Source organism: Pedobacter sp. (genome assembly GCF_041645105.1).
GTDB lineage: Bacteria > Bacteroidota > Bacteroidia > Sphingobacteriales > Sphingobacteriaceae > Pedobacter.
The window spans coordinates 588,677-614,663 of the sequence record NZ_JBAZQQ010000004.1; the positions used below are offsets into that span (position 1 = coordinate 588,677).

Annotated in this window: 18 protein-coding genes; all 18 read left to right on the forward strand. The window is 38.7% G+C overall.

Annotated features, from left to right (window positions below; genetic code table 11):
- The first annotated feature begins 164 nt into the window (after positions 1-164).
- The 18 genes from WC623_RS15770 to WC623_RS15855 all read left to right on the forward strand — a co-directional run bounded on the left by WC623_RS15770 (position 165) and on the right by WC623_RS15855 (position 25,986).
- The gene (locus WC623_RS15770) at positions 165-3,536 is read left to right on the forward strand and encodes a TonB-dependent receptor (protein WP_372852758.1); all 3,372 of its coding nucleotides are present in this window, start codon (positions 165-167) and stop codon (positions 3,534-3,536) included.
- 11 nt (positions 3,537-3,547) lie between these two features.
- Positions 3,548-5,248, forward strand: a complete 1,701-nt coding sequence (locus WC623_RS15775; protein WP_372852760.1) for a RagB/SusD family nutrient uptake outer membrane protein — start codon at positions 3,548-3,550, stop codon at positions 5,246-5,248.
- Positions 5,249-5,263: 15 nt separating this feature from the next.
- Positions 5,264-5,716, forward strand: coding sequence for a hypothetical protein (locus WC623_RS15780; protein ID WP_372852762.1), 453 nt, complete (start codon positions 5,264-5,266; stop codon positions 5,714-5,716).
- Positions 5,717-5,744: 28 nt separating this feature from the next.
- Entirely contained in the window at positions 5,745-7,202 is a 1,458-nt protein-coding gene (locus WC623_RS15785; protein WP_372852764.1) for a DUF5018 domain-containing protein, read from the forward strand.
- Positions 7,195-8,493, forward strand: coding sequence for an alpha amylase family protein (locus WC623_RS15790; protein WP_372852766.1), 1,299 nt, complete (start codon positions 7,195-7,197; stop codon positions 8,491-8,493). The genes WC623_RS15785 and WC623_RS15790 overlap by 8 nt, the downstream gene beginning before the upstream one ends.
- 24 nt (positions 8,494-8,517) lie before the next feature.
- A complete protein-coding gene (locus WC623_RS15795; protein WP_372852768.1) occupies positions 8,518-9,819 on the forward strand; it encodes a family 10 glycosylhydrolase in 1,302 nt (433 codons plus the stop codon).
- A gap of 406 nt (positions 9,820-10,225) precedes the next feature.
- Entirely contained in the window at positions 10,226-10,465 is a 240-nt protein-coding gene (locus WC623_RS15800; protein WP_372852770.1) for a TIGR04139 family peptide modification target, read from the forward strand.
- Positions 10,466-10,514: 49 nt separating this feature from the next.
- On the forward strand, positions 10,515-10,727 hold the full coding sequence (locus tag WC623_RS15805) for a TIGR04139 family peptide modification target (RefSeq protein WP_108203905.1): 213 nt from the start codon (positions 10,515-10,517) through the stop codon (positions 10,725-10,727).
- A 136-nt stretch (positions 10,728-10,863) separates the two neighbouring features.
- Positions 10,864-11,766, forward strand: coding sequence for a grasp-with-spasm system ATP-grasp peptide maturase (gene gwsG / locus WC623_RS15810; RefSeq protein WP_372852772.1), 903 nt, complete (start codon positions 10,864-10,866; stop codon positions 11,764-11,766).
- Between the two features lie 172 nt (positions 11,767-11,938).
- Complete coding sequence (gwsS, locus tag WC623_RS15815) at positions 11,939-13,024, forward strand: grasp-with-spasm system SPASM domain peptide maturase (RefSeq protein WP_372852774.1); 1,086 nt, start codon at positions 11,939-11,941, stop codon at positions 13,022-13,024.
- Positions 13,014-15,212: a peptidase domain-containing ABC transporter gene (locus WC623_RS15820; RefSeq protein WP_372852776.1), complete on the forward strand. Its 2,199-nt coding sequence runs from the start codon at positions 13,014-13,016 to the stop codon at positions 15,210-15,212. Before gwsS ends, WC623_RS15820 begins: the two co-directional genes overlap by 11 nt.
- A complete protein-coding gene (locus WC623_RS15825; protein ID WP_372852778.1) occupies positions 15,202-16,509 on the forward strand; it encodes an HlyD family secretion protein in 1,308 nt (435 codons plus the stop codon). The genes WC623_RS15820 and WC623_RS15825 overlap by 11 nt, the downstream gene beginning before the upstream one ends.
- 39 nt (positions 16,510-16,548) lie before the next feature.
- Positions 16,549-18,462, forward strand: a complete 1,914-nt coding sequence (locus tag WC623_RS15830) for a histidine kinase (protein ID WP_372852780.1) — start codon at positions 16,549-16,551, stop codon at positions 18,460-18,462.
- A 10-nt stretch (positions 18,463-18,472) separates the two neighbouring features.
- Positions 18,473-19,219 carry a LytR/AlgR family response regulator transcription factor gene (locus tag WC623_RS15835; RefSeq protein WP_372852782.1) on the forward strand — a complete coding sequence of 249 codons (747 nt, stop codon included), beginning with the start codon at positions 18,473-18,475 and terminating at the stop codon, positions 19,217-19,219.
- Between the two features lie 166 nt (positions 19,220-19,385).
- Entirely contained in the window at positions 19,386-20,402 is a 1,017-nt protein-coding gene (locus WC623_RS15840) for a hypothetical protein (RefSeq protein ID WP_372852784.1), read from the forward strand.
- Between the two features lie 102 nt (positions 20,403-20,504).
- A complete protein-coding gene (locus WC623_RS15845; RefSeq protein ID WP_372852786.1) occupies positions 20,505-21,083 on the forward strand; it encodes an RNA polymerase sigma-70 factor in 579 nt (192 codons plus the stop codon).
- 85 nt (positions 21,084-21,168) lie between these two features.
- On the forward strand, positions 21,169-22,332 hold the full coding sequence (locus WC623_RS15850) for a FecR family protein (protein WP_372852788.1): 1,164 nt from the start codon (positions 21,169-21,171) through the stop codon (positions 22,330-22,332).
- Positions 22,333-22,554: 222 nt separating this feature from the next.
- Positions 22,555-25,986: a TonB-dependent receptor gene (locus WC623_RS15855; RefSeq protein ID WP_372852790.1), complete on the forward strand. Its 3,432-nt coding sequence runs from the start codon at positions 22,555-22,557 to the stop codon at positions 25,984-25,986.
- The last annotated feature ends 1 nt before the right edge of the window (position 25,987 follow it).

Here is a 25,987-nt window from a genome sequence, read left to right on the forward strand (position 1 = left end):
CAGAGTTTGAGTTAACCCTCCGGTACCTGATCTTCATCAGGACGGTAAAATAGTTATTGCGAACCTTTTATGTATTAACCCAAACTAAGCTCAAAAGTATGTATAAATTTACTTTTAACCTAGGTATTCTAAGCCCGTGGATACCACCTAAAATATTACTTATTATGAAATTGATCATAATTATCCTAATCGCAACCATAATGCAGGCCAGCGCAGTAACTGGTTATGGGCAAAAGGTAACCATCTCTAAAACCAATGTCTCTATTTTAGATGTGTTTGTGGAGATCAATAAGCAGACAGGATATAATTTTTTGTACACCAATCCGGTGATTAAGGATGCGAAACCTATTAGTTTAAATGTAAAAGATAAAGAACTGGATGAAGTATTAAATCTGTGCTTTATCAACCAGCCTTTCACTTATAGTATAGAGAACAAATCTATTATTGTGAAAGAAAAAGGGAGCTCTATTCTGGATAGGATAGTGGCAACAATGAAAGGTATCGATGCTTCCGGCAAGGTGGTGGATGCAGATAATCGTCCGATTCCGGGGGTAAGTGTAAAGGTGAAAGGGACTAAGAAGGTCGTGCTTACAGATGCGAAAGGTAATTTTTATTTGACAGGAGTAGAGGACGGTGTTGTGCTGGAGTTTTCTTTTGTAGGTTATATAACACAGGCGCACCGGGTAGAAGGAAGCAAATTTATTCAGGTAATGCTCAAGGCAAGTGAAGAGATAATGGACGAGCTTGTTGTGGTTGGTTATGCCAAACAAAAGCGTGCCCATTTAACAGGCGCTGTTTCGCAGGTTTCAGCAAAAGAACTTACCCGGGCACCGATGCAGAATTTATCGAACATGCTTACCGGGAAACTACCTGGGTTGACGAGTATTCAAAGCTCTGGAAAGCCTGGAGCTGATGGAACTGCTTTGTATGTACGCGGACTCAATTCCTTTGCAGGTAATAATGGTCCCATGATCCTTGTGGATGGCGTTCCGCGTTCTATTGATAACATCAATCCAAATGACGTGGAATCGGTCTCTGTACTGAAAGATGCGGCAGCTGCTATATACGGTGTTCAAGGGGCAAACGGGGTGATTTTGATAACTACCAAAAAAGGAGAATCAGGTACAGCAAAAATTTTCTATAATGGCGCCGGCGTATTGACACATAATACGGCCATGCCGGATTATCTGAACGCAACAGATTACATGTACTGGAACAATAAAGCCCGGGAATTGGATGGGCTGACACCCATGTGGAACGCGGCTATACAAAATAAGGTACTGAGCAATGATGCAAATAGTATCTATGGGGAGACGGATTGGTTAAATATGATCTTCCGCACGGGAGTTACCCAACAGCATAATGTTGCTGCTTCTGGTGGTACTGATAAAACAAAATATTTTGCCAGTGTGGGTATGATGGATCAGGAAGGTACCTTGATCAATACGGGTTTTAAACGATATAATCTCCGTACAAACCTCGATATGCAGGTAGCCAAGAACTTAAGATTGGTAGCTGGTTTGGCAGGATTACGTTCGGATAGAAAGTGGCCAGGTGTACCTATTGGAAACCAGACTGAATTTGATCCTATCCGTCAGGCAGTATCTACTATACCTATTATCAAAAGTGAATATAATGGACTTCCTACAGCCTGGCAGGGCTCAGCCTATAATGTTAACGGGTATGCTGCATTAATGGAATCTGGATTTATCAACCAGACCAGGTGGGCAATGGATAGCAACTTCCAATTGGAGTACGATTTTTCAGATCTTTCGCCTGTGCTGAAGAACCTTAAAGTATCGATGTTCGGAGCATATAATTATAGCAATACAATAGATGCAAATTACAGTAGATATTATGAATTGTATAGCCTTAATAACAATCTGGACGAAGGGGTTGTAGGTGCAAGTGGTTTTTCTCCTGATAATGCCTTTTCCAAATCAGCTTCCTGGGGCGATTCTTATCTATGGCGTCCTCAGGTGGATTATTCCCGCGAATTCGGCAAACATTACGTAGGCGCGATGTTCTTGTTTGAAACCAAGAAAAGTTACTCTGAAACGATGACAGGATCAAAGCGTGGATATGTAACTGATGATCCTGTGGATTTATCGCTGGGATCCACTTTTGGGACAACACCGGTAACTGGATCACATGTTTTCTCTGGCGGGCAGGCTTCTTATGTTGGCCGTCTGAATTATGGTTATGATAATAAATATCTGGCAGAGGCTGCTTTCCGCTATGATGGTTCCTATATTTTTGCACCGGGCAATCAATGGGGATTCTTTCCCTCTGCATCCTTAGGATGGGTGGTATCAAAGGAGAATTTCTTTGCCAATAGTTTTTCTGCTGTAGACCTTTTCAAATTGCGCGCGAGCTTTGGCAGATCTGGAAATGATGCCGTAAGCCCTTTCCAGCACAACTCTTTATTTGCCCTTGCAAGCAATAGTATGGTGCTGGGCGGTGAAGCTGTATCTCAATTTTATTCGATTAGTCCATATTTATACCGCAATCTGAGATGGTCCACAACCGATAATTATAACATAGGCCTTGATATAGATCTGTGGAAAGGGAAATTGGGCATCGAAGCAGATGTATTTTATAAGTTGACAAAAGACATTCTGGAGTCTCAGGGAGGCAACTATCCTAGTTCTTTGGGTGGATATTATCCAAGTTTTAAGAACTCCGGAAAGGTAGAGAATAAAGGTTTTGAGGTAATTCTGAAGCATGCCAACCGGATAAACCAGGATTGGAACTACTCGGTAAAAGGATCATTTGCCTTTGCAAGGAATAAGGTATTGTCGCGGATTATTGTAGATAACAGGCCTAATTACCGAGCTGCTATTGGCGAGTCAATGGGTGCACGCTACGGTTATGAGGCGCTGGGCCTCTTCCAATCGCAGTCGGAAATTGAGAATTATCCGGCAGCACCTTCGGGATTTCTGAGACTGGGCGATCTGAAATATCGGGATGTGAACGGAGATGGTATCATTAGCTCTGAGTTTGACTACGTGAAAACAGGATATGGGCAGATACCTGAAATTAACTTCGCGCTGAACTTAGATCTCTCTTATAAGAATTTTTATGTTTCCACATTGTGGCAGGGTGCCTCTAATGTCGACTATGAATTGTCTGGTGTATTCGATTCGGGAGTAACGGCCGCTACGCTGTATACTTCTCCCTTTGGTGGAAACGGCAATTCTCCTTCCTATCTGATTGAGCAGGCCTGGACACCTGAAAATACAAATGCACAGTACCCCAGATTATCTACTGTAAGTAACGGTAATAATGCCTGGCAATCTACATGGTGGGTAGTAAATGGAGAGTATCTGCGCTTAAAGAATCTGAATATCGGATATGATGTACCAGCTAATCTTCTGCGAAAAATGCCTTTTAGCAGGGTAAATATTTTTGTGTCAGGAACCAACCTGTTGACATTTAGTCATTTTAAGTATGTTGATCCCGAGAGTCCTTCGGTAAGTAACGGTTATTATCCTCAGCAGAAGACATACAGTTTCGGTCTAAACGTAACATTTTAAGGAGATAAAAGATGAAAAATAGGATTTTAATGATATTTATGCTTGCGGTAACGGTAAGTTCGCTGCAGGGATGTAAGCAGGCGCTGGATATAGAAAATACGCAGAATCTCTCAGATTTGGCCGTATGGAGTTCTCAGACTGCCGCTGATATGTATGTTACCGCGGCTTACAAGACTTTTACGGATGTATCGCAGGTAGCAAATAGCCGTGGTCAATATTTTGACAGCTATTCTGACCTGATGAAGTCGACTTCATGGGACCAGTATAATCATGGCTATAATAAAGCCTTATTACAGGCAAGCAGCTTTGTTACTGGAAGTGCAGGGCCTTTGGATAGCTGGTCTAACGTGTACACCGAGCGAATTCGCAGAGCCAACGTTTTATTGGATGATATCAAACGATATGGTGTTCCTAAATTTGGGGAAGAATGGTCTAACATTCGTCGGGCAGAGGCCCGCCTTTGTCGGGCATTCTCTTACTATAGACTAATACGGGTGTATGGTGGTGTTATCCTTCGTACAGATGTTTCGGGCGCAAATGGTGGGGTTGATGATGGTGCGGTAAGCGCTGATATACATCGTGCCCGTGCCAGTGAAGAAGAAAGCTGGGATTTTGTTTTGAGCGAGTTGTTGTGGAGTGCTGAACACCTGCCTCCATCTTGGTCTGGCTCATCGCAAGGCAGGGCGACCAAAAAAACAGCCTATGGTCTGCTCTCGCGTATGGCATTGTATGCGAAAAAGTGGCAGATAGCCATTGACGCAGCGGAGAAAGTGAAACAGCTGGGGGCTAGCCTGGCTCCGGATTATGCCAAAGTTTTTAAAGTGGATGGGGGACAGGATAATTCAGTGGAGATTTTGTTTCAGTTGAGCTTTCTCAGCGGCAGCGTAACCCATAGTTATGATCGATACAACCGCCCTTTTGGGGATAGAGCGGTTTATACGACCGATGTTTATGCAGAGCATGTACCTACTGCAGAATTGGCCGATCTTTACGAATTTAAAGATGGGACCGACTTCTCATGGAGTACTTACGCCGCCAACCATTCCAATCCTTATACCGACAGGGAGCCCAGGTTCCAGGCAACCGTACTGTATAATGGTGCCAAATGGGAAAACCGTACGATTGAAACCTTTGTTGGAGGTACAGATGGTTTCCAGGCCTTTACGCAGGCAGGATCTACAGGAGGACGTACTTGTACTGGTTATTACCTGCGCAAATATCTTCAGGAAGGAAATGCCAACTTTGTAACCAATGGCAGTCACCAGTACGACGCGGTATTGCGCTATGCAGAGGTATTACTGAATAAAGCAGAAGCATATGCAGAGCTTGATTTCAACACGTTCCAAACTCAGGCACTTGATGCTCTTAACGAAGTGCGTAACCGCGTTAACCTTCCTTCCAAAACAATAGCTAATACCCCTACAAAGGAAGTGTTTATGGAGTATCTCCGTAAAGAGCGGGCAGTTGAACTGGCTGGCGAAGGTTTCCGTTTTTGGGATCTGCGACGTTGGAAAAGGGCTGTGACGGTTATCGACGGTAAGAATGCTCATGGAACAAAGATCACAAAAGCCGGTAACGGTACGCTGACTTATGAGACTGTAGCTGTAGATGGAGGTTCGACACGGATATTCCCTGAGAAATATTATTATCTCTCTTTACCTACCTCGGAAACAGCAAACAACAACCTGGTTAAAAACAACCTACCCTGGTAATTGTAAACTTAAAATTTGAATATGAAATTATTATATACAATCAAGCCCTATCTGCTCGGGCTGCTGATTACATTATTGCTGGCAGGATGTGCAAAGGAAAATGAGGAATTTATTTTCGTCCATAAATCCAATCTGATAACTCAGATGACTTGTAAGGCCTCCCACTCGGGTGGAGAGTTTCAGGGAGAAATCTATGAATTTAATAAAGAGGGGAAATTAATGGAAGCTAGTGCTAAACAAGAGGAACTGGAGGGAGGATATGGATTGATCCTGTTCCCGATTTCGGCAACTTTGGCAAAGGATATTGACCTGACCAGCATTTACCTGAAAGCAACTGTTACCTATGATGAGCTCATTACGCCTTCGCTATCAGGTCGGCATAATATCTCCGGGGACGGGATAATCATTACCGTTACTTCCGGGGAGAGAACGAAACGCCAATACCGCATAAGAGGTTATTTTGAATAGTATGGATAAAATTTTAAAGCATTAAGTTATGAAGACTATAAATTTTAGATTACACACCATACTTGCATTGGTGATCGTATTCAGTCTGGGTGCATGTAAGAAAGAGAAGGTCGTAAGTGAGCCCTCTATTATTACATCATTTTCAGTTGTTGGCAAGGATAAAGCTTTTTTTAAGGCAACAATCAATAATGATAATACCATTACAATTAAGGTGTCACCGTATGTTAATGCTACAGAAGTACTGAAGTCGGCGGTGCCTACATTCTATCTCTCAAAAGGGGCTACCGTATCTCCAGATCCGGCTTTACCCCAGAACTTTGCCCAGGAAGGCGGGGTAAAATATACGGTTACAGCCGAGGATAAGGTAACTAAAAAAGAGTATACGGTTTCTTGGGGGACTTCAGACCATTTGCCAGATGGTAAGGGTTTTAGCTATGCGGAAATCGGTACCACCAAAAATTTTGTAGAGTTAGGTTATCCTGGCGTATATAATAATTTTAACCTGGCAGATTCAAAATTGTATGGTGACTTGAATATGTATCATGCTTATTGTGGGGATTATATTGTGCTACTTTCAAGGGCATATGTTTCCAGTGATGTGAATTCGCCTTATGGGATTAAAGTAATTGATAAAACGACATTACAACCGGCAGGGACTTTTAATTTAGGACCAATTGCTATCGCAGATCTGATGATGATCTCTTCAGATTACAAAGGCAGGTGTGTTGGGACGGTAGTTAAAAATGGAGAAACAGAATTTTTCTATTGGGCAAAGCCTATAGATGCTCCAACATCAATCGGGAAAATTGCAATAAATGCAGCCTCAACAACAGATGGTTCCAGTAACTTTCAAGTAGCTGGTGATATTGCAGGTAACGCCTGGATCACCGCAATGGCGCCCCGTGCGGCTAAAGGCCCTCATTACCGGATTAAAGTGTCTGGCGGAAAACTCGCTTCAAATTATTCAACGATCGAGACGGGTTACTCCAGCACAGATTGTTCCGGTTTCCAGATGATATCGCCTTCGAATGCTTCAGATGAGCCGAGCTTTATTGTGGGTGATACCCAGGGTACTGCCAACGCTGCAAATAGTATTAAGGCTTACCTGAACACCTTTAGTGGGTCGACTACGAGCGTAATGCCTGGTCTATGGCAGAATATTCTGCAGACCTGGTGGGTAGGTACTGGATTTTCGACCGCACGTACCGGAGGTAAATCTCCTTTTGTATCGGGAATGGTAGTCAATGGCAAAAATTATGCGCTGGTTACCAGTGGTACTTCTTTCTGGCATGCAGCTGCAGTGTTGAACAGCGATTTGCAGACCTTGGCGCATGAAAACCTGAATATTGCATTATCAATGAACAGGGCCTGGAGCTATGGAGCATGGGGCGATTGGTATTATGATGAAGTAGCCAAAGAGGCCCATGTTGCTATATGGTTTGGACGCCACGGATTGAAGACTTATAAATTAACCTGTTTTGAATAATCAGCACCAATCAATTACTACTATGTACTTTTCAAGATACCTTGTATATTTATTTATTCCAATCCTGTTTGCGGCCTGCAAAGGTTTAAAAAACACAGCAGCTACCAGTAAAGAAAAGCCGAAAATATTATGGTTTGATTCGGAAGCTAACTTTAAGCGGTTTTCTTCTCAAGACAGCATCCGCTATTATCTCGATAAGGCTAAAGTGGCCGGATTCAATGAAATTGTTGTCGACGTTAGACCAGTGCAGGGAGATGTCCTTTATAAAAGTAAAATTCTCGAGCCTTTAACAGGTTTTGGAGATGGTTATGAATACAAAAGGGATTGGGATTACTTGCAGTTTTTTATCGACGAGGCCCGCAAGAGAGCGTTTAAAATCACCGTATCGGCCAGTATTATGCCAGTCGGGCTGCTGCAAACGAAAAGCGGTCCGGCCTACAGGAGTAAATATTGGGATGATAAAATTTCCATTGGAAATACACCGGATGGTTTAAAAAACATGAAGGAAATGGATTACGTAGGGGTTTTCCTCAATCCCAATCTTTCCTCTGTCAGAACTCTGGTAAAGTCTTACGTTCATGAGATCGTATCGAATTATGATTTCGACAGTTTTGCCCTTGATTATTGCCGTTTCGCAGATGTTCGTTTCGACTTTTCAGATTCTTCCCGCGTTGCTTTCGAAAAATATATCAACAAGAAGGTAGAAAGGTTCCCTGAGGATATCTTTAGTTATAACAGCAAGAAAGAGCGTGTCCCCGGAAAATATTATAAAGAGTGGTGGGAATTCCGGGCAATGACCGTTCGGGATATTGTCCGGGAGCTCAAACAGGTAATTAAATCCAGAAAACCGGATATGAAGCTAACCTATTGGGCAGCTTCCTGGATCAATGGTACTTATATAAATGGACAGAACTGGGCGAGCGAGGGTTATTTTGATGCTGCTAAATCTTATCCGGAATGGGCTACTGAGAATTACAAAAATGCAGGATTTGCAGATGAGCTTGACGCCTTTATGGTGGGGGCTTATTTAAGCGATCTGTATGGCATGGACAATAACGAGTCTATCGAATATGCTCTTGACCGGGCCAATAAAGTGATTGGCAAAGACACAAAGGTTTATGGCTCGCTGTATGCGTTAAATCATAAGGAGAATATAGAAGATGCCGTTTATCTAACGCTGGAGAAAAGCGCAGGGCTGATGGTTTTTGATATTGTACAGGTTATAGATTTCAATCTGTGGGACAGTATCAAAAAAGGAATAGACAGGGCTGAATCACACGAAAAAATATAATTAATTCATTTAAATCTTGATAAAATGAAAAAGTACTTTCTTTTAGTGAGCATTTTCATCTCACTGATATCTTGTAGCAAGAGTATGCCCGATCCTGAATATATAGAGCAGGAGATCCCATTGGATATTGACAGGGCTAGTGTAGCTGCCAAACCAATTCAGATGTGGATAGATGCCCATGCGAATTTTAGTCTGTTTGCCGATAAGGCCAACATTACCGCTTATATGGAAAAAATGAAGGCAACGGGTTTTACAGAGGTGTATGTAGACGTAAAACCGGGTATAGGTTATGCCCTGTACAACAGTGATATCCTCCCTAAACTTACCAAATGGGATAATGTTACTGTGAATAGGGATTGGGATTACCTGGGGTTCTGGCTCCAGGAAGCCGAAAGGTTGAATATGAGTGTTATTGCCAGCTTATCGGTAATGGGCTATGGGTATACTAAAACCAAAGAAGGTCTTGTTTATGATAGTCAGACCTGGGATGGTAAGACCCAGCTTGGGATGCTCGACGCTTCTAAGCCAACAGTGTTAACGGATATACGTAATGATCTGACTGCGGATGGAGCCATGCTTAATCCTTGTCTGCCCGAGGTACAGGCTTTCGTGACATCTGTCATTGCTGAAGTGGCCACCAAATATCCAAAGCTTAAAGGAATCGCCCTGGACTATTGTCGCTGGTGGAGTGCAAATTATGGATTCGGAGATGCAACAATTTCTGCTTTTAAGGCTTACAGCGGAAAGACTGTGAACAGTAATAATGACATCATCACCGCAACCGGTGGTATTGGTCCAATTTATAAGGACTGGATAGAGTTTCGCTCGATGGCGGTAACAAATCTGATCACCAATATCCGTACTAAAGTAAAATCTATCAATCCGAAACTGGAACTTCATCTTTGGGCTTCTGCAGATTGGGCTTCCCGTTATGCTGTTGGACAGAATTGGGCCAGTAAAAATTACAAACCGACACCAAGCGGTATTTACACAGATACTTATAGCAAAACTGGCTTTGCTGATCAGCTGGATGTATTTTCTTTAGGCGCATACACAGACAATATTTTTATATCAGAGAATCCTGGCTCGGTATGGTCGGTGGAGAATTTTGTTACTACCTACGATAAATTTACCAAGGGAGATTGTAAGGTATATGGCTCGTTTGCATCTTATGCGTATGGAACAACCGCAAGTAAAGTATCAGATGCAGTTTATCTGTCTCTTAAAAACACGGAGGGGGTAATGGCTTTCGAAATATCGCATGTTATCAATAACAATCAATGGGCTGCCATTAAAGCTGGGATTGACCGGGTTTACAAAAAATAAATAATCGATAACCATGTTTGAAAAAGCCTTAGATGAAAATCTAAGGCTTTCATTTTATATACCCGGAACGAGGATACAGCATTGTTCTAATCTTTGTAGGCCATTGGCGCTTCATCAACATCGCTACCCATCAGGGTAATTCGTTTTTCTTCAAGATTGTCTGCAATTGATAGGGCCAAGGATTTTGGTAAGGCAAATGAAACAGCAATTGCAGAGGACGATGGATCATATAACGAATATCTATAAAGAACCTACAGATATACATTCAAAACTATCGAATATCAGTCTTCACTTGTATCGGTAACTGTATACAACGAATTTTAAGCTAATTAATAGCAATTACAATAAAAGCCCTTAGGTCAGGGTAAGGTAATGGCTAATAAAATCATCAAATTTATATTTAATTATGAAAAAATTAAGTGGAATGAGGAGCTTCTCTTCATTAGAAAACAAAAAATTAGAAGAAACGGCTTTGAAAATGGTTCAAGGTGGCCGTCGTTCTATTGGTGCTTCAATAGTTTATTCGAACTTTTTGAATGCTCAAGGTCAGCAAGATATGGATACTTATGATCAGTATGGGGTATTTGCTGGCAGGATTTGGGATAATTCTTCAGATTGTGGAGATACTGGCTTTAACTGGGGATAAAATAAGGTAACATCTTGATGGATTTTCTGTCAATTTAAATCAAAAAAATATGAAAAAATTAAATGGAATCAAGAAGAGCATTTCTTCTTTGGAGAACAAAAAATTAATGGATTTAAAATCTATTAATGGAGGAGTAGCAGCGGATGGACTTTATGGAATAAAATCTAATGTTTCTTTTGGAGAGGGATGTGTAGAGTATGATTACTATACTGGCCCCTATGGTACAGGGACATATTTTGGTAGAGCTGTAACTGGTTGTTAGAGGTATCCCACAAAAAGTCGGGCATTTTAATGCTATAATCCAAAAAAGTACAATAAATCCCGCACTAAATTTTAGTTTAAAAGTCCCACAGTAGTGGGCTTTTAAACTCTTCTTTTTAGTCCCCATTATAAGAAATATGATATTGATTATATCTAAAAATCAAGAAACGACAACCAATGAAGTTATCAAATGGCTAATCGCTATGGGTAAAAAATTTGTTCGTGTCAATGAAGATGAGTTTTTTGAAATTAAAGTAGCTCAAAAGAGAGTATATATAAAAAGTTATCGAAATAGATTTTTTCTTGATGAAATAGAAAGTGTGTGGTATAGAAGAGGTGGAATAAAATTTAAGAAATTCCAATATAACAACCCTTCTGTAGATAGTCATATGCAGGAGCATCAACATTGGTTAGAAGATTATGTAATCAAAACTATTGAATCTAAAAGGCACATTAATAAGCAAAGTACCAGTGCTGTTAATAAGTTATTAGTATTAGAGCAGGCAAAGAAAGTAGGACTGGATGTTCCTGAATATTTTCTGGCAGAAAATACGGATGACGTAGTTTTAAATAGAACTATTACAAAGCCGATTACCGGAAATATAACTATAAGTGCTTATGAAGATTATTCTGAAAGCATTATGTACACCAATATAATAGAAGAGAAAGAACAAGACCGTTTTTTTATTTCTTTTTTTCAAGAGAAAATTGAAAAGGATTTTGAAATCAGGAGCTTCTATTTAAATGGGAAATTCTACTCAACAGCTATAATTTCTCAAAGCGATGAACAAACAAAAACTGATTTTAGAAAATATAATCTTGAAAAACCAAATCGAAATGTCAGATATAACCTACCAAATTATGTTGAAGAAAAAGTGCATCAGCTGATGCAGTTATTAGATGTAAACTGTGGTTCTATAGACTTTATCAAAAGTGATGAAAAGTTTTACTTCTTAGAAGTAAACACTGTCGGACAATTTTTAGGGGTTTCATCAATTTGTAACTATGCAGCAGAAAAAGCAATAGCCGAATATTTATGAGATACGAAATTAAAGAGAAACACGAGCTGCCGTTAACATTCAAATTTGTTGACGAATACAGATCAAAAAAATCTGATAAAAAGGGAAGTGATGTGCCTTACGGTGAATGTAAAAAGTATCAAACAGATTTCTTAATGCAAGTAAAGCCACATAAACCCTTAGTTAGACTGCTATGAAATATTTTAATTTGTTTAGCGATATTTTTATAACTAAAGGTGTCAACAGAATTTTGATATCAGATTTACAAAGAAATGAATCTGAATTGCAGGCATTGGAGCTGTACGATATTATCGAAGAATTGAAAATCAATTCTGTTGAAGATGTATTAAGTTGTTATGATGACGATTCTAAAGAAATGTTTCTGGAATATCTGGATTTTTTGTTGGAAAAAGAGTATGGTTTTATTACTAATGGTAATTGGGACAAAAATTTTCCACCGCTATCACTAAAATTTAATGATGCCAGTACGATTTCTAACTTATTCATAGAAACGGCTGATTTAGCTTTATCACCAGAACTGGTACAATCAATAGAAAACCTAGGCATAAGACATTTGGTTATTTATTGTGAAAACGAGGCTCCTTTAATAGACTTTTTGACTTTAGATCATTCTTTCAAGGACTCGTGCTTAGAAAGTATAGAGATTTTCTCACTATATCATCCGGATGTTGATGAAGGTTTTATACAAAACCTGAGTGAAAGCTGCACTAGAATCTACAGCTTGATCTTTCATAAGTGCGAGAAGACTCCATTTGAAGTAAACGATGTTTTCCAATTTAAACTTGCTTTTACGCATCAATATTTAACAGTGAGCTCTTGTGGTAAAGTAAGTATCGAGTATTTTGATACCAACATAATGAAGGTTTTAGAGGCAATTAATCATAACTCCTGCCTTCATAAAAAAATCGGTATTGATATAAACGGTAATATCAAAAACTGTCCGGCAATGGCTCAAAGCTTTGGAAACATAAATAATACAACTTTAGAAGAGGCGTTGATGCACAAGGATTTTAAAAAGTATTGGAACTTAACAAAAAATCATGTAGCAGTATGTAAAGACTGCGAGTTTCGTAATGTGTGCACAGATTGCAGGGCGTTTACGGAGCAAAACTACACAAATGATGCGGGCCTGGATATTTCTAAACCACTAAAATGTGGTTATAACCCCTATACCAGCCAATGGGATGACTGGACTGAAAATCCGCTGAAACAAAAAGCAATACAAAATTATAGGATGCAATTGAATAATGGCGCTTAAAAAATTTCCCTTTTATAAACAGCCAGATGCAAAAGACTGTGGCCCTACTTGCTTACGTATTATAGCAAAACACTATAATAAAAGTATTCCGTTACAGCAAATTAGGACACTTTCTGAAACTACCAGAGAGGGAAGTGGCTTATTGGGGCTAAGTAATGCTGCAGAAAATTTAGGCTTTAGAACCTTAGGTGTTAAAATTGACTTTGATACGCTTGTTTCAGAAGCTCCACTCCCTTGCATTGTGCATTGGAATAAAAATCATTACGTAGTAGTTTATGAGGTAGACAAATCAAATAAGGTTTATGTGTCTGACCCAAGTTATGGACTAATTACTTACACAAAAGAAGAATTTATACAACATTGGATTGGCGAAAATGCAAGCGAAAAAACCGAAGAAGGTATTGCACTTATTTTAGAAACCAGCCCATCATTTTATAAAAACGAGTTTGATGAGGAAGTGAATAAAACAAGCTTCTCATTTCTCTCCAGATACCTGTTAAAATATAAATCTCTTGTCGTTCAATTGGCTATCGGTCTTTTGGCGGGAAGTTTATTGTCGCTCATTTTTCCCTTTCTTACTCAAAGTATTGTAGATGTCGGGATACAAAATCAGGATCTAAATTTTATTTACCTTATTCTACTGGCGCAAATCATGCTATTCTTAGGAAATATGGGGATTGAAATCATCCGGAGCTGGATTCTTTTGCACCTTTCAACCAGGATAAACATATCCATCATCTCAGATTTTTTTATCAAGTTGATGAAACTTCCTATCAGCTTCTTTGATACAAGGATGACGGGAGATATCATGCAACGGATCAATGATCATCATCGAATAGAACAATTGCTAACCAGTTCTTCTCTAAATACACTCTTCTCGCTGGTTAATTTGATCATTTTCAGTATTATATTATTGTTTTATGATTATCGCTTGTTCTTAGTTTACATAGTGGGGGCTATATTATACATACTTTGGATTAGCTTTTTCCTCAAAAGGAGGAAGGAATTGGATTACAAAAAGTTCTCTCAGATTTCTCAGGAACAAAGCAAGGTGATTGAACTGATTAATGGGATGCAGGAAATAAAAATGCATAATGCCGAAAAACAAAAACGTTGGGGCTGGGAATTTTTACAAGTAAAACTATTTAAAATCAGTATAAAAGCGCTTTCGTTAGAACAATGGCAGTCTGTCGGCGGAAACTTTATCAATAAAATGAAAGATATCCTGGTCAGTTTTCTTGCCGCAAAGTTGGTTTTAAGCGGTGATCTTACTTTAGGTATGATGCTGTCAGTTCAATATATTATCGGACAGCTTAATAGTCCCTTGGTGCAGCTGATAGATTTCATTAAGCAAACCCAGGACGCCAAAATCTCTTTGGAAAGGTTGGCTGAGATTCATGATAAAGCAGACGAAGAGAACATAGAGGAAGAATATATCGATGAGATTCCGCAAAAAGATATCGAACTCAACAATCTTTCATTTAGATATATCGGTTCCGATTCCTTTGTTTTTCAGAATTTAAATCTGACTATCCCTTACCAAAAAACGACTGCTATAGTTGGTGCAAGTGGCAGCGGGAAAACTACATTGTTAAAGTTACTAACGAAGTTTTATGAACCTGAAAATGGTGAAATAAAAATCGGGAATACTAATCTGAAGAATATCTCAGCCAGATTTTGGCGGGCCCATTGCGGAGTGGTTATGCAAGAAAGTTATGTATTTAACGATTCTATTGCCAATAATATAGCTATTGGGGAGGATCATATTGATAAACAAAAATTGAGAAAAGCCATCGAGATTGCCAACATACAAGATTTTGTCGAAAGTTTACCTTTGAGTTACAATACCAAAATCGGAAATGAGGGATTGGGTGTAAGTGGCGGACAAAAACAACGATTGTTTATTGCAAGGGCGGTTTATAAATCGCCAGACTATATTTTCTTTGATGAAGCAACAAGTGCATTAGATGCCAATAATGAAAGGATTATCATTGAGAATCTGGAACAGTTCTTCAAAGGGAAAACGGCGATTGTTATTGCCCATAGGTTGTCTACCGTAAAACATGCCGATAAGATCATTGTATTAGACAAAGGGTGTGTAGTGGAAGAAGGCAGTCACGCCCAATTGGTGTCAAAAAAAGGGGAGTATTACAGATTAATAAAAAATCAACTGGAACTTGGAAACTAAGAAAGATATATTAGATCAAATAGAATTACGTTCTGAAAGTGTTCAGGATGTTTTGGCAGAACCGCCACATTGGATGTTTCGTTGGGGAAATGTGATCATTTTTGCTGCAATTCTGATGGTTCTAACTATGAGCTATTTCATTAGGTATCCAGAATTCGTGGCTGCTGCCATTGTAGTAAGCTCACAAAACCCACCAGAGAAGCTAGAGGCAAGAACAGATTCCAAGATCGAAAAGATATTCATCAAAGACCATCAAAAAGTGAATAAAGATATGGTCTTAATGGTTTTACAATCTACAGCAAGCTATAATGACCTTCTGGAGCTCAAAAAAATAATGGACACCACTTCTTCTAATCAATTATTTTCATTTCCTGTTGATAAAATTTCTGAGTTTAAATTAGGAGAGATTCAAAGTGATTACAATGCTTTTGCAAAAGCATTTCAAGATGAAAAGCTGTTTACGAGACTTCGTCCTTATGTACCAGAAAATATAGCAACGGACAAAAATATATCAGAATATATAGGCAGAAGAGCAATGCTAAAACAACAAAAAGATTTGGAGCTTGCAAAATACGACCTGATAAAGAAAAATTATCAACGTTCACAGCAGCTTTTTAGTAAAAATGTAATTTCTACAATAGAATTGGAAAACGAAAGAATTAAATTTTTACAAGCTCAGCAAAGTTTAGAAAATATCAAGATTTCATTATCGCAAACAGAAGAAGGTATTTCCAATCTTAAAAAAACAAAAAGCGGTTCAGCAATTAGTGCCGAAAAGGACAAGATTAATTTTGCTTCTCAAACATTACAGCTATTTGAGCAATTAAGAAAGGCATTAAAACAATGGGAACAAAGTTATCTGATCGTTTCTTCTATTGATGGTATCGCAAGTTTTCAGCAATTTTGGGGAGAAAACCAGTTCCTGAAAAGGGGAGATGCCATTTTATCCATTTTGCCTAACAATACGAAAACGCTGATAGGGAAAATGTCTGTTTCTGCAACCAATTCTGGAAAAATTTCTCAGGGGAGAAAGGTGCTCATCAAATTAGACAACTACCCTTATCAAGAATATGGTATTGTGGAAGGAAGGGTACAAAACATATCTTTGACTCCCGATGAAAAAGGAAATTATTATGTGGACGTTATTCTTCCAAATGGATTAAAAACTTCGCATAATAAGCATCTTATTTTTGACAAAGAGCTGAGTGGTAATGCCGAAATTGTAACACAGGATTTAAGATTAATTGAAAGGTTTTTCTATCAGATCAGAAAACTTTTAAGGTACCAGACTGAGTAAGCGCTTTAGGATTTGTAAAATTAATGACCTTTAAAAAAAATGAATCGTATATCAACCACTTTTGTCCGTTTTTTGTTTTGTGCTGTTTTGATATCTGGTGCATGCAGAAATAAAGAAAGCTCTTCTAAAACAGAAACAGATAGTCAAATAATCAAGTCAGAAAAAGATTATCTGGCGACTATTATTGCCCTGGACACATTATCGGCTGAAGTCTTCAAAAGTGTAATTGAAAGGGAAATCAGTCATTTCAAAGTTTATAACCGCCCCACCGATTCCTATTTTCATTTTTTTACAGCAAGAAAGTATTTGTTGGAAAAAAAGCAGGATAGTGCATTGGCAGTTTTTCAAAAGATGAAAGGTGAAGCACCGGATGATGATTTAGAACTATTGAAAACTCACGGTGTTCTAAGTCTGAGTTTTGGAGATGGGCTAATGGTCGAATCAAAATTAATGGGGAGGATACTTGCTGCTATGGAGACCGCTGAAAAAGTGCATAGTCGCATTACTTACCGATTTTATGATTTGCTGGCTAAAGCCTATTTTCAAAATGGCAATGTGGAAAAATCGCTCAAATACACAGCATTGTATTATGAAAACCACCCATACAAGACGCATGCAGTGGTTAAACAAAGATATTACGATATTTCTTTTCTGTTGGCATCGCGATTGGGAGATTATCAAAAAATGAAGTTTTATAATGGTAAAGCCCGTGAACTAGCTGTTAAAATTGGAGATAGTCTTGCCATTGCCCGTACCTACAATAATGAATCGCAAATTTATGCGCAGCAAAATCAGAATGCAAAAGCGCTGGAGTATAGTAAGATATATTTCAATTATCTTAAAGAAAATAACCAACTGTATGACATTGCTTATAACAATTTAGCAACATCGTTTATCCGAAATAAGCAACCTGACTCAGCCATCAAATATTATTTAGAGGGGATTGAGTTGGAAAAAAAGAATAAGTTCAATAGGCAAAAAGAATTGCATTACAATGGACTAAAAGATGCCTATATACTAAAGGGCGATTTTGTAAGGGCATTGGAGGCTGCGGACTCTTCCTATACCATAGGATTCAGGAATCATAATGAAATTGAGGCGGTTAAGATTGCAGAAATCCAAGAGAAATACGAAACTGAAAAAAAAGACCGGAGTATTGTAGAACTGAATGAACGAAACAAGTTAAATGAAACCCTTATAACGCAGCAAAGGTGGACACTCGTTTTGTTCACATTGATTTTTTTAGGGGGGCTCTTTTTCTTTTATTTCCTTTACCGTCAACAGCGTCTAAAAGGAAAAAACACCTTATTGAAATCTGAAAACCAAAGGCTGAAAATTGAGCAAAAGTTATTGCAAACTCAATTGAATCCGCATTTTATTTTTAATGCCATCGCCAACCTGCAGAGTTTAATTGCCTCAGGCCATGTTGATGAATCGGTTTCCTATCTTAACTCATTTTCAGGCTTGTTAAGAGGCATTTTGGAGCAAAACCGGAAGGATTTTATAGAGCTTGGAGAAGAATTAAATTCTTTAAATGACTACATCCGGTTGCAGCAAATGCGTTATGATGGTGTGTTTAACTATAAGATTATTGTAGATGAAAATTTAAGCCTTGAACATACACTCATCCCGCCTATGCTGATACAACCTTTTGTAGAGAATGCCATAGAACACGGCTTTAGGCATATCAATTACAAAGGAGATTTGGAGATTTCTTTTAATAAGGAAAACGAGATGCTGGTCATAAGGGTGGATGATAATGGCAGCGGAATCAATAATAATGAGGTAAATAAACAAAAGAAGCAATCCTTAGCCCAGGTTATTCTGAAAGAGCGATTAGCCTTATTATTTGTATCAAGCGGGCAAACCGCAAAATTTACTGTAAATGATAAAAAACAAGGGGGAGGACAAGGTGTAATTGCTGAAATCATCATACCTCTGATTGAAGAATAAAAAAAAGAAAATGAGACTATATATCCTTGAAGATGAAGTGCGAATTATGCAGCATATTTTGCAGATTTTAAAAAAAATAAACTTTATCGAAGTAGTAGGTACTTCAGATCAAATTTCGGTAGCTGCAGTTGAGATACCTGCCTTAGCACCGGATATTATTCTGGCAGATATCCGTTTAAAGGATGGTGATAGCTTTCATCTTTTTGATGAAATCGGGATGAGCGACTTTCAGGTTGTTTTTCTTACAGCTTATGACCAATATGCTATTCAAGCACTGAATTTGGGTGCTTTTGGTTACTTACTTAAACCTATTGATGAAATTTCATTAAGTACTGTTTTAAATAAATGTTTTCACCATAAGGAGCAAGAGGCTTTCAATCAACAACAATTGGCCATTGCCAAAGCTCATTACCTTGCACAAGGTGTAGGGGCCGCCAGGCGTATTGCTTTAAAGAGTATTGAATGCATTGAAGTTGTTACCATGGACGAGATTGTATTTTGTAAGAGTGATAAAGGGTATACTACTTTTTATTTAAAAGACGGAAAAGAAATACTTGTTTCAAAAGGTCTAAAGGAATACGAAAATTTACTCACACCATTTGGGTTTTTGAGGTGCCATCAATCTTATCTGGTAAATTTTCATTTTGTTAAAAAGTACTACCGTGAAGGTTATTTAGTAATGGAGAATAAAGAACTTGTTCCAGTTTCGAGCAGAAAGAAAGAAGAGGTAATCCAGTATCTGGAAAATATTGCATGACCATGAATTGGTCTGTCTGACACTAATGGATCGTAGTGAAAAAGTTCAATATGAAGGGCGTTATGTTAAGTTGATTAATTAAAAATATTAAAAACATTTTTGATCTTATTAAAATATAATTTATATTCATTTATTATATTAATCAAGCAGGGCTTTCTCCTTTATTATGAAACCAATCATTTTTAAATTTTATATGCTGTTATTGGCATTTGCTTTTTCTAATTGTTCAAAAAAAAATGAGCAGAATCAGAATAAGCTTGAACAAAATTCAAAGCTGCTTTTGGATGAGAATATTAATATGGATTCCATATCACTGATTAATATAATTAGTAATAATAAGCTGGATAAATTAGAAGGTAAAAACTTAATAAATACGTTTAAGAAGGTAAAGGAGGAGAAAAATTTTTTGAGTAAAAACCCTTTAAAATCTAATTTTTCAACAAATAAAATATCCTCAAGTAGTTCTCTACAAGAGTGTAATTTACAATATCTCAATTGGAGTGAAAATACCGGTGCTCATTGGTATGTAAAATCAAATACTGGTTATAATCAAGCTACAGGATTTATTACATTACCAACAGTCAGTGTACATTCAACTAATGATAGACCTTATATGTATTTTGGTGCATACACAACAACAGGAAGTTTAAGTTCCGATGCAGGGTTGGTATATTTAAAAGAGGATGAAAAGTGGCATGCATTTATTAATGTATTGATTTGGGATACCAGTATAAGTGCGTATAAACAAGTATGGAAATACGGAGCAGCTATCGATATTACAAATCCCTACATCAGTTATAAAGTCAGTAGTCCAGGTTCTCAGTATGATTATTTTGAATTGATTGTTATTAATCCTGCCAACTGGTCTACAATTACAAGCTGTACTGTAGATTCAAGAGAGGTTGTAAGTAACTCTAAACCAGTTAATGGGAATTTTGACATTTTGACCTTAACCCGTGAGACCACTCTTGCACAAAATGTTCAAAATCTAAATAATGGTTCATATATCCTGAATGCAAAATGGGATTCTGTATACATTTATAATAATTCAAATTATAGCTTATGGCAGTGTGCGAATACTGCTGAGGCTGGAAAAGCAAATAATTCAAGTCATTGGAGTAAAATATCTGTAAATTCCTATACATCATGGTATTCAGATGATATTTCAATTAGTTATTACTAAGAATTCAGAATTTTCAATTTAGAAGAATGGATAAATTGATATATCCGGAAATTTATTTATCATTGAATAATTTCTAAGTATTTTTTTCGGGAAATAAAGCGGATGATAGATTATAGTAGCTATACAGATCAACAAATAATTACGCTTTTAAAGGAAGGCGATCACATGGCCTATGCCCAGCTGTACGACCGCTATTTTCAGTTACTTTTTGTATATGCATTTAAACGCCTTAGAGATGAAGCCGAAGCAAAAGATGTGGTACAGGATTTTTTTACTGTGCTCTGGGTTAAACGCGATACGCTGAATTTTAATTCATCTATTTCAGCCTATTGTTTTACTGCTGTTAATAACAGGATTATAGATATTTTTCTGCATAAAAGAGTAACCGATAAGTATAGGGATTTCATTTCTTTTCCTACAGAACAGGAGGAAGCCAATACAGATCATCTGGTAAGGGAAAAACAATTGATGGCTTACATCGATAAAGAGATAGAGGCATTGCCTGCTAAAATGCGAAAGATCTTTGAATTGAGCCGGAAATCTAATTATACTTATAAAGAAATAGCTGGTGAATTGTCTATCTCTGAAAAAACAGTACACCGCCAGATGTCGAATGCATTACTACGTCTGAGGACCAAATTTGGGCTTTTTGCCTTTCTGATGATCTTAATAAAAATTTAATTTAAAATATTTTCATTTTTTTCTGCACGTATAGCAGGCACTTTCCCGTCATGTCTTTAAATACGGGAATTATCCGCTTTTAGCTATGTCAGAACAAGAGAGAGAATTACTTATAAAATACAATGAAGGCAAATGTACTGAAGCCGAAAAGGCCGCAGTTGAAAAATGGCTTTTTGAATTCGATACATCTGCTGATTTATCTGCTGAAAGAATTGCGGAAATAAAGGCAGAAGTGTTTAGTCAGTTGCCTGGACCTGTTGTGAAAATCAGGAAATTCAGCTACTGGCCTCGTATTGCTGCGGCTATTGCATTGATGCTTGGCTTTATTTATTTCTTTAAAGCAGATTACTGGCCAGTTGGCAACCGTCAGCTTGCCAACCTCAGTCATGAAGATGTATTGCCGGGGAGAAACTCAGCGACGCTTACGCTGGCAAATGGAAAAAAGATTGTTTTATCTGATGCAGATAAAGGAGAGCTGGCCAGCGAGTCGGGCGTGGTAATTTCTAAGACTGCCGACGGACAAATTATTTATAATGTAACAAAAGCTTCTTCATCAGGCGCAGCAACTTACAACACACTTTCTACAGCCAATGGAGAAACTTTCCAGATCCGTTTACCTGACGGTTCACTGGTGGTACTTAACGCCGCTTCTAGTTTAACCTACCCAACCAATATAAATTTGGTTAATGAGCGAAAAGTGAAACTTCAGGGAGAGGCTTATTTCGAGGTGGCAAAAGCGATGATGAGGACCGAACGTACAGCAAACAGTGTTGGAGGGAAACGGAAACCTTTTATTGTAGAAACAGATAGGCAGCAGGTAGAAGTGCTGGGAACGCAGTTTAATGTGAATAGTTATGTCGATGAGCTGGATACAAAAACAACTTTAGTAGAGGGAGTGGTGAAGGTGGCAAGCCTTGGGGCTATAAAGCATTCGTCGGTTTTAAAGCCTGGGCAACAGGCTTTGAGCAGGCCTGAGGCGTTTTTGGTAAAAGAAGTAAACATTGCACAGGCTATTGCCTGGAAAAATGGAACCTTTGATTTTGACAATGAGGATATCCAAAGCGTGATGCGTAAGATTTCGCGCTGGTATAATGTGGAGGTGGAATTCGAGGGCGATGTTTCCAGAGAAAGATTTAATGGTGCACTCTCGCGCAAAAAGAACATCAGCCAGATGCTTAAAATGCTGGAGTCGACCGGAGTAGTTCACTTTAAAATAGAAGGAAGGAGGATTGTCGTAATCAATAACTGAGCAGAACGATAGTCCTTGATAAGCCAGGAAACCGACGGCAATCGGAATCCTGACTAAGTCTGGATTGTCAATACATTAAATTACATATCAACTAACTGCGATTACCTTCGCCATCTTGCAAAATGAAAAGGTAAATCGCCTAACCAAACTTATCAAATGTACAATTTTTACTCAAAGAAAATGGTACAGCCACCAGACTGTATCTCAAGAATTTTGCTGATTATGAGGTTTACCCTGCTAATTCTAATCACCGCCATTTTACAGGTTAGCGCAAGTTCTTATGCGCAAAAAATAACCCTATCTGAAAAGAACGCTCCGTTAAGGAAGGTCTTTGATCAGATTAGGGTCCAGAGCGGTTATGATTTCTTATTTACCTCGACTATACTGAAAGACGCGAAAAGTGTAAGTATCAATGTCAAGGATGCTGAAATTGATGTTGTTTTACAGAAAATATTTGAAGGGCAGCCTTTGAAATATACCATTGATGAAAAAACTGTGCTGATCAGGAAAAAAGAAAAAAACTTTCTGGATAACCTTATTTCAGGTTTACAGGCAATTGATGTACGGGGAAAGATCCTGACGGAGACAGGAAATAACCTTGTTGGGGCTTCCATTACGGTTAAGGGAACCGGTAGGGTGGTCAGGACAAATGAAAAGGGGGAATTCTTTATCGCAGGGGTAGATGAAAATGCCATACTTGTGGTTACTTATATGGGCTATGAAACCAGAGAAATAAAGGCCGAAAAAACAATCAGCCTTGTATTAAAAGTTGATATGACTGCTTTGAGTGAGGTGGTTGTAGTTGGGTATGGAACACAGAAGAAATCTTCCCTATCTGGTGCTATATCATCTATTAAGGGTGAGGAATTGCTGAAAGGACCATCTACAAACATATCTAGTTTATTGGGCGGCCGACTTCCGGGTATATCATCGGTACAGGAATCGGGCGAGCCGGGCGTTGACCAGGCGTCATTGAGAATACGTGGTTCTAATTATGCGGTTACTTATATTGTTGACGGAATGCCAAGGTCTATTAATGATCTGGATCCAAATGATGTGGAGAGTGTATCGGTATTGAAAGATGGTGCTGCGGCTTCAGTTTATGGTTTGAAAGCTGCCGGCGGAGTAGTGATCATCACAACAAAAAAAGGACTTTCGGGAAAACCAACTTTAAATTATAGTGGTGCGACAGGTGTTTCGCTAAATGCCAATTTCCCAAAATTTATGGATGGGCCACAGTTTGCCCATTATTACAATATGGCCGATATGATGGATAAGCTGGCAAATGGTACCATCAAGAATAGAAATGAATATACACCGATTTTCCTGAAAGCGGATGTGGATGCAATGTTGAACGGTGACCCTAACGACGGCTGGGACAATGTAAACTATATTGATGAGGTATTTGGAACCGGACATACAACTAAACACAATCTTTCTGTACAGGGTGGAAAAGACAATACCAATTATTTCGTATCGCTGGGCTATCTGGGCAATAAGGGAAATATCAAAAACTTTGAATATGACCGTTATAACCTGCGCAGTAATATAAACACGCGGGTGGCACAAAATCTGAATCTGGAGTTTGGCATAGCGGGTAACACAGGGTATAGACAAACACCTGGTTTTCTGTCGGGCGGCACAGACAGTAGCCCAAGTTTAGGTGAACAGGGTTGGTTTTCAATTGCGAAACAAACTATTGGTATGCATCCTTATCTGCCTATCAAATACAACGGCCTTTATACAGGTATTACGCCAAGAAACAATTCGGGGGCTCCGAATAGCCCGCTTGCTGCAATAAATGAATCGGGTTATAAAAAAACTAATGCTGTAGACCTGCAAACCAATTTATCTCTTGAGTACAAATCTCCCTGGTTAAAAGGATTAAGCTTTAAGGCTACAGGATCTTATGATTATAGCACTTCACACAATAAAAACCTGGATACTTATTATTCGGTAAATGCAGTGAGGTTAACAGATGCGACTAGTAAACTGGGTTTTAATAAAATGCTGGACCCAAGAGGAAGGTCGTTCAATTTCCTTGGCGAAGGCCAATCTCAAAGTAAACAATTGGTAGGGCAGGGTAGTGTGAGCTACAAAAACACTTTTGCTGAACATAATTTTGATGTGCTGGCATTGGTGGAAATTCGCGACAATAAATCAAACTCTTTATCAGCTTACGCCAAAGATGTTGCCTTTCCTGAATTGCCGGAATTGGGCTTGAATACTCCTGCTGATAATCCGATCGGGGGATTTAGTGCAGGATCGAGAAGCCTGGGGTATGTGTTCCGTTTAAAATACGACTACAACGAAAAGTACCTTGCTGAGTTTACAGGCAGGTATGATGGCTCTTATAAATTTGCAGGCAACGTTCAAGGTAAAAGATGGGGCTTCTTCCCTTCAGCATCATTGGCCTGGAGGGTGTCAAAAGAGGATTTTATGAGCAACCAGACCAGTATTGATGATTTAAAAATCCGTGCTTCCGCAGGGTTGCTGGGAAATGACGGTGTGCCCGATTTTGCTTTCCTGAGTACTTATTCCTTTGGTAGTAAATTGCCAATGAATGGTGCTTTACAAAACTCATTGTATACCAGCGTGATTGCCAATCCGAACCTTTCCTGGGAAAAAACACTTTCCTATAATGTGGGGGTTGATATGACGATGTGGAAAGGGCTGCTGGGGCTAGAGTTTGATGCTTTTTATACTTATACCTATGATATCCTGACGGGGATGTCGGCCGGATATCCTCCATCAATGGGCGGTTATTATTTTTCTTATGAAAACTTTAGCGCAACGGATGCCAAAGGTTTTGAATTGTTGTTGAAACACAGCAATAGTTTCAACCTTGGAGGAAAAGCATTTAAATATCGCATATCTCCTAATGTTACTTTTGCCAGAAATCGCTGGATAAAATATCCGGATAGTGAAAATGCTCCTGAAATTCAAAAAGTTACCGGGAAAAGAACAGGAATAGTTTCCGGGTGGATTGCTGATGGACTGTTCCGCTCGGAAGAGGAAATTGATAATGCAGCTTGGTATGGTAGTCGTCCAAATTTGGGTGATGTTAAATATGTGGACCAGAATGGCGATGGTAAAATTGATTATCAGGACAGAGGTCTGATCGGAAGGCCAAACAGACCGGAACTTACTTATGGCTTGAACTTGGCTGCCGAGTGGAACGGGTTCGACATCAATGCTCAGCTAACAGGAGGGATGTTTTTTGATGTGTCATTAACGGGTACTTATTACAATTATTACGATGACAACACGATCTGGACACAAACTTTTAAAGAGGGAGCAAACTCTCCTCTATTTTTGGTGGAGAATGCCTATAGTATAGATAATCCTAACGGAACGTTTCCAAGAATGACTTTAAGCTCTACCACACATGGTGGTGATAATGGCCTGGCTTCAACTTTCTGGTTCAGGGATGGAAAATATATCCGCTTAAAGTCGGCGCAGATCGGCTATTCTATACCTAAGAAAATTATGGATAAAATGGGGCTTGGTACACTGCGCTTTTTTGTTGAGGGATCTAACATTTTTACTATATCGGGATTGCCAAAAGGTGTTGATCCTGAGTCGCCTGGTGTAAATAATGGTTATTATCCGCAGCAGCGAATATTCATGGGCGGTGCAACACTCTCTTTTTAAA

What these genes read in the sequence shown, in the direction of transcription:
- WC623_RS15770 (WP_372852758.1), top strand. Translation starts at nt 165, where the DNA reads ATGAAATTGATCATAATTATCCTAATCGCAACCATAATGCAGGCCAGC.
- WC623_RS15775 (WP_372852760.1), top strand. Translation starts at nt 3,548, where the DNA reads ATGAAAAATAGGATTTTAATGATATTTATGCTTGCGGTAACGGTAAGT.
- WC623_RS15785 (WP_372852764.1), top strand. Translation starts at nt 5,745, where the DNA reads ATGAAGACTATAAATTTTAGATTACACACCATACTTGCATTGGTGATC.
- WC623_RS15795 (WP_372852768.1), top strand. Translation starts at nt 8,518, where the DNA reads ATGAAAAAGTACTTTCTTTTAGTGAGCATTTTCATCTCACTGATATCT.
- WC623_RS15800 (WP_372852770.1), top strand. Translation starts at nt 10,226, where the DNA reads ATGAAAAAATTAAGTGGAATGAGGAGCTTCTCTTCATTAGAAAACAAA.
- WC623_RS15805 (WP_108203905.1), top strand. Translation starts at nt 10,515, where the DNA reads ATGAAAAAATTAAATGGAATCAAGAAGAGCATTTCTTCTTTGGAGAAC.
- gwsG (WP_372852772.1), top strand. Translation starts at nt 10,864, where the DNA reads ATGATATTGATTATATCTAAAAATCAAGAAACGACAACCAATGAAGTT.
- gwsS (WP_372852774.1), top strand. Translation starts at nt 11,939, where the DNA reads ATGAAATATTTTAATTTGTTTAGCGATATTTTTATAACTAAAGGTGTC.
- WC623_RS15820 (WP_372852776.1), top strand. Translation starts at nt 13,014, where the DNA reads ATGGCGCTTAAAAAATTTCCCTTTTATAAACAGCCAGATGCAAAAGAC.
- WC623_RS15830 (WP_372852780.1), top strand. Translation starts at nt 16,549, where the DNA reads ATGAATCGTATATCAACCACTTTTGTCCGTTTTTTGTTTTGTGCTGTT.
- WC623_RS15835 (WP_372852782.1), top strand. Translation starts at nt 18,473, where the DNA reads ATGAGACTATATATCCTTGAAGATGAAGTGCGAATTATGCAGCATATT.
- WC623_RS15840 (WP_372852784.1), top strand. Translation starts at nt 19,386, where the DNA reads ATGAAACCAATCATTTTTAAATTTTATATGCTGTTATTGGCATTTGCT.
- WC623_RS15845 (WP_372852786.1), top strand. Translation starts at nt 20,505, where the DNA reads ATGATAGATTATAGTAGCTATACAGATCAACAAATAATTACGCTTTTA.
- WC623_RS15850 (WP_372852788.1), top strand. Translation starts at nt 21,169, where the DNA reads ATGTCAGAACAAGAGAGAGAATTACTTATAAAATACAATGAAGGCAAA.
- WC623_RS15855 (WP_372852790.1), top strand. Translation starts at nt 22,555, where the DNA reads ATGAGGTTTACCCTGCTAATTCTAATCACCGCCATTTTACAGGTTAGC.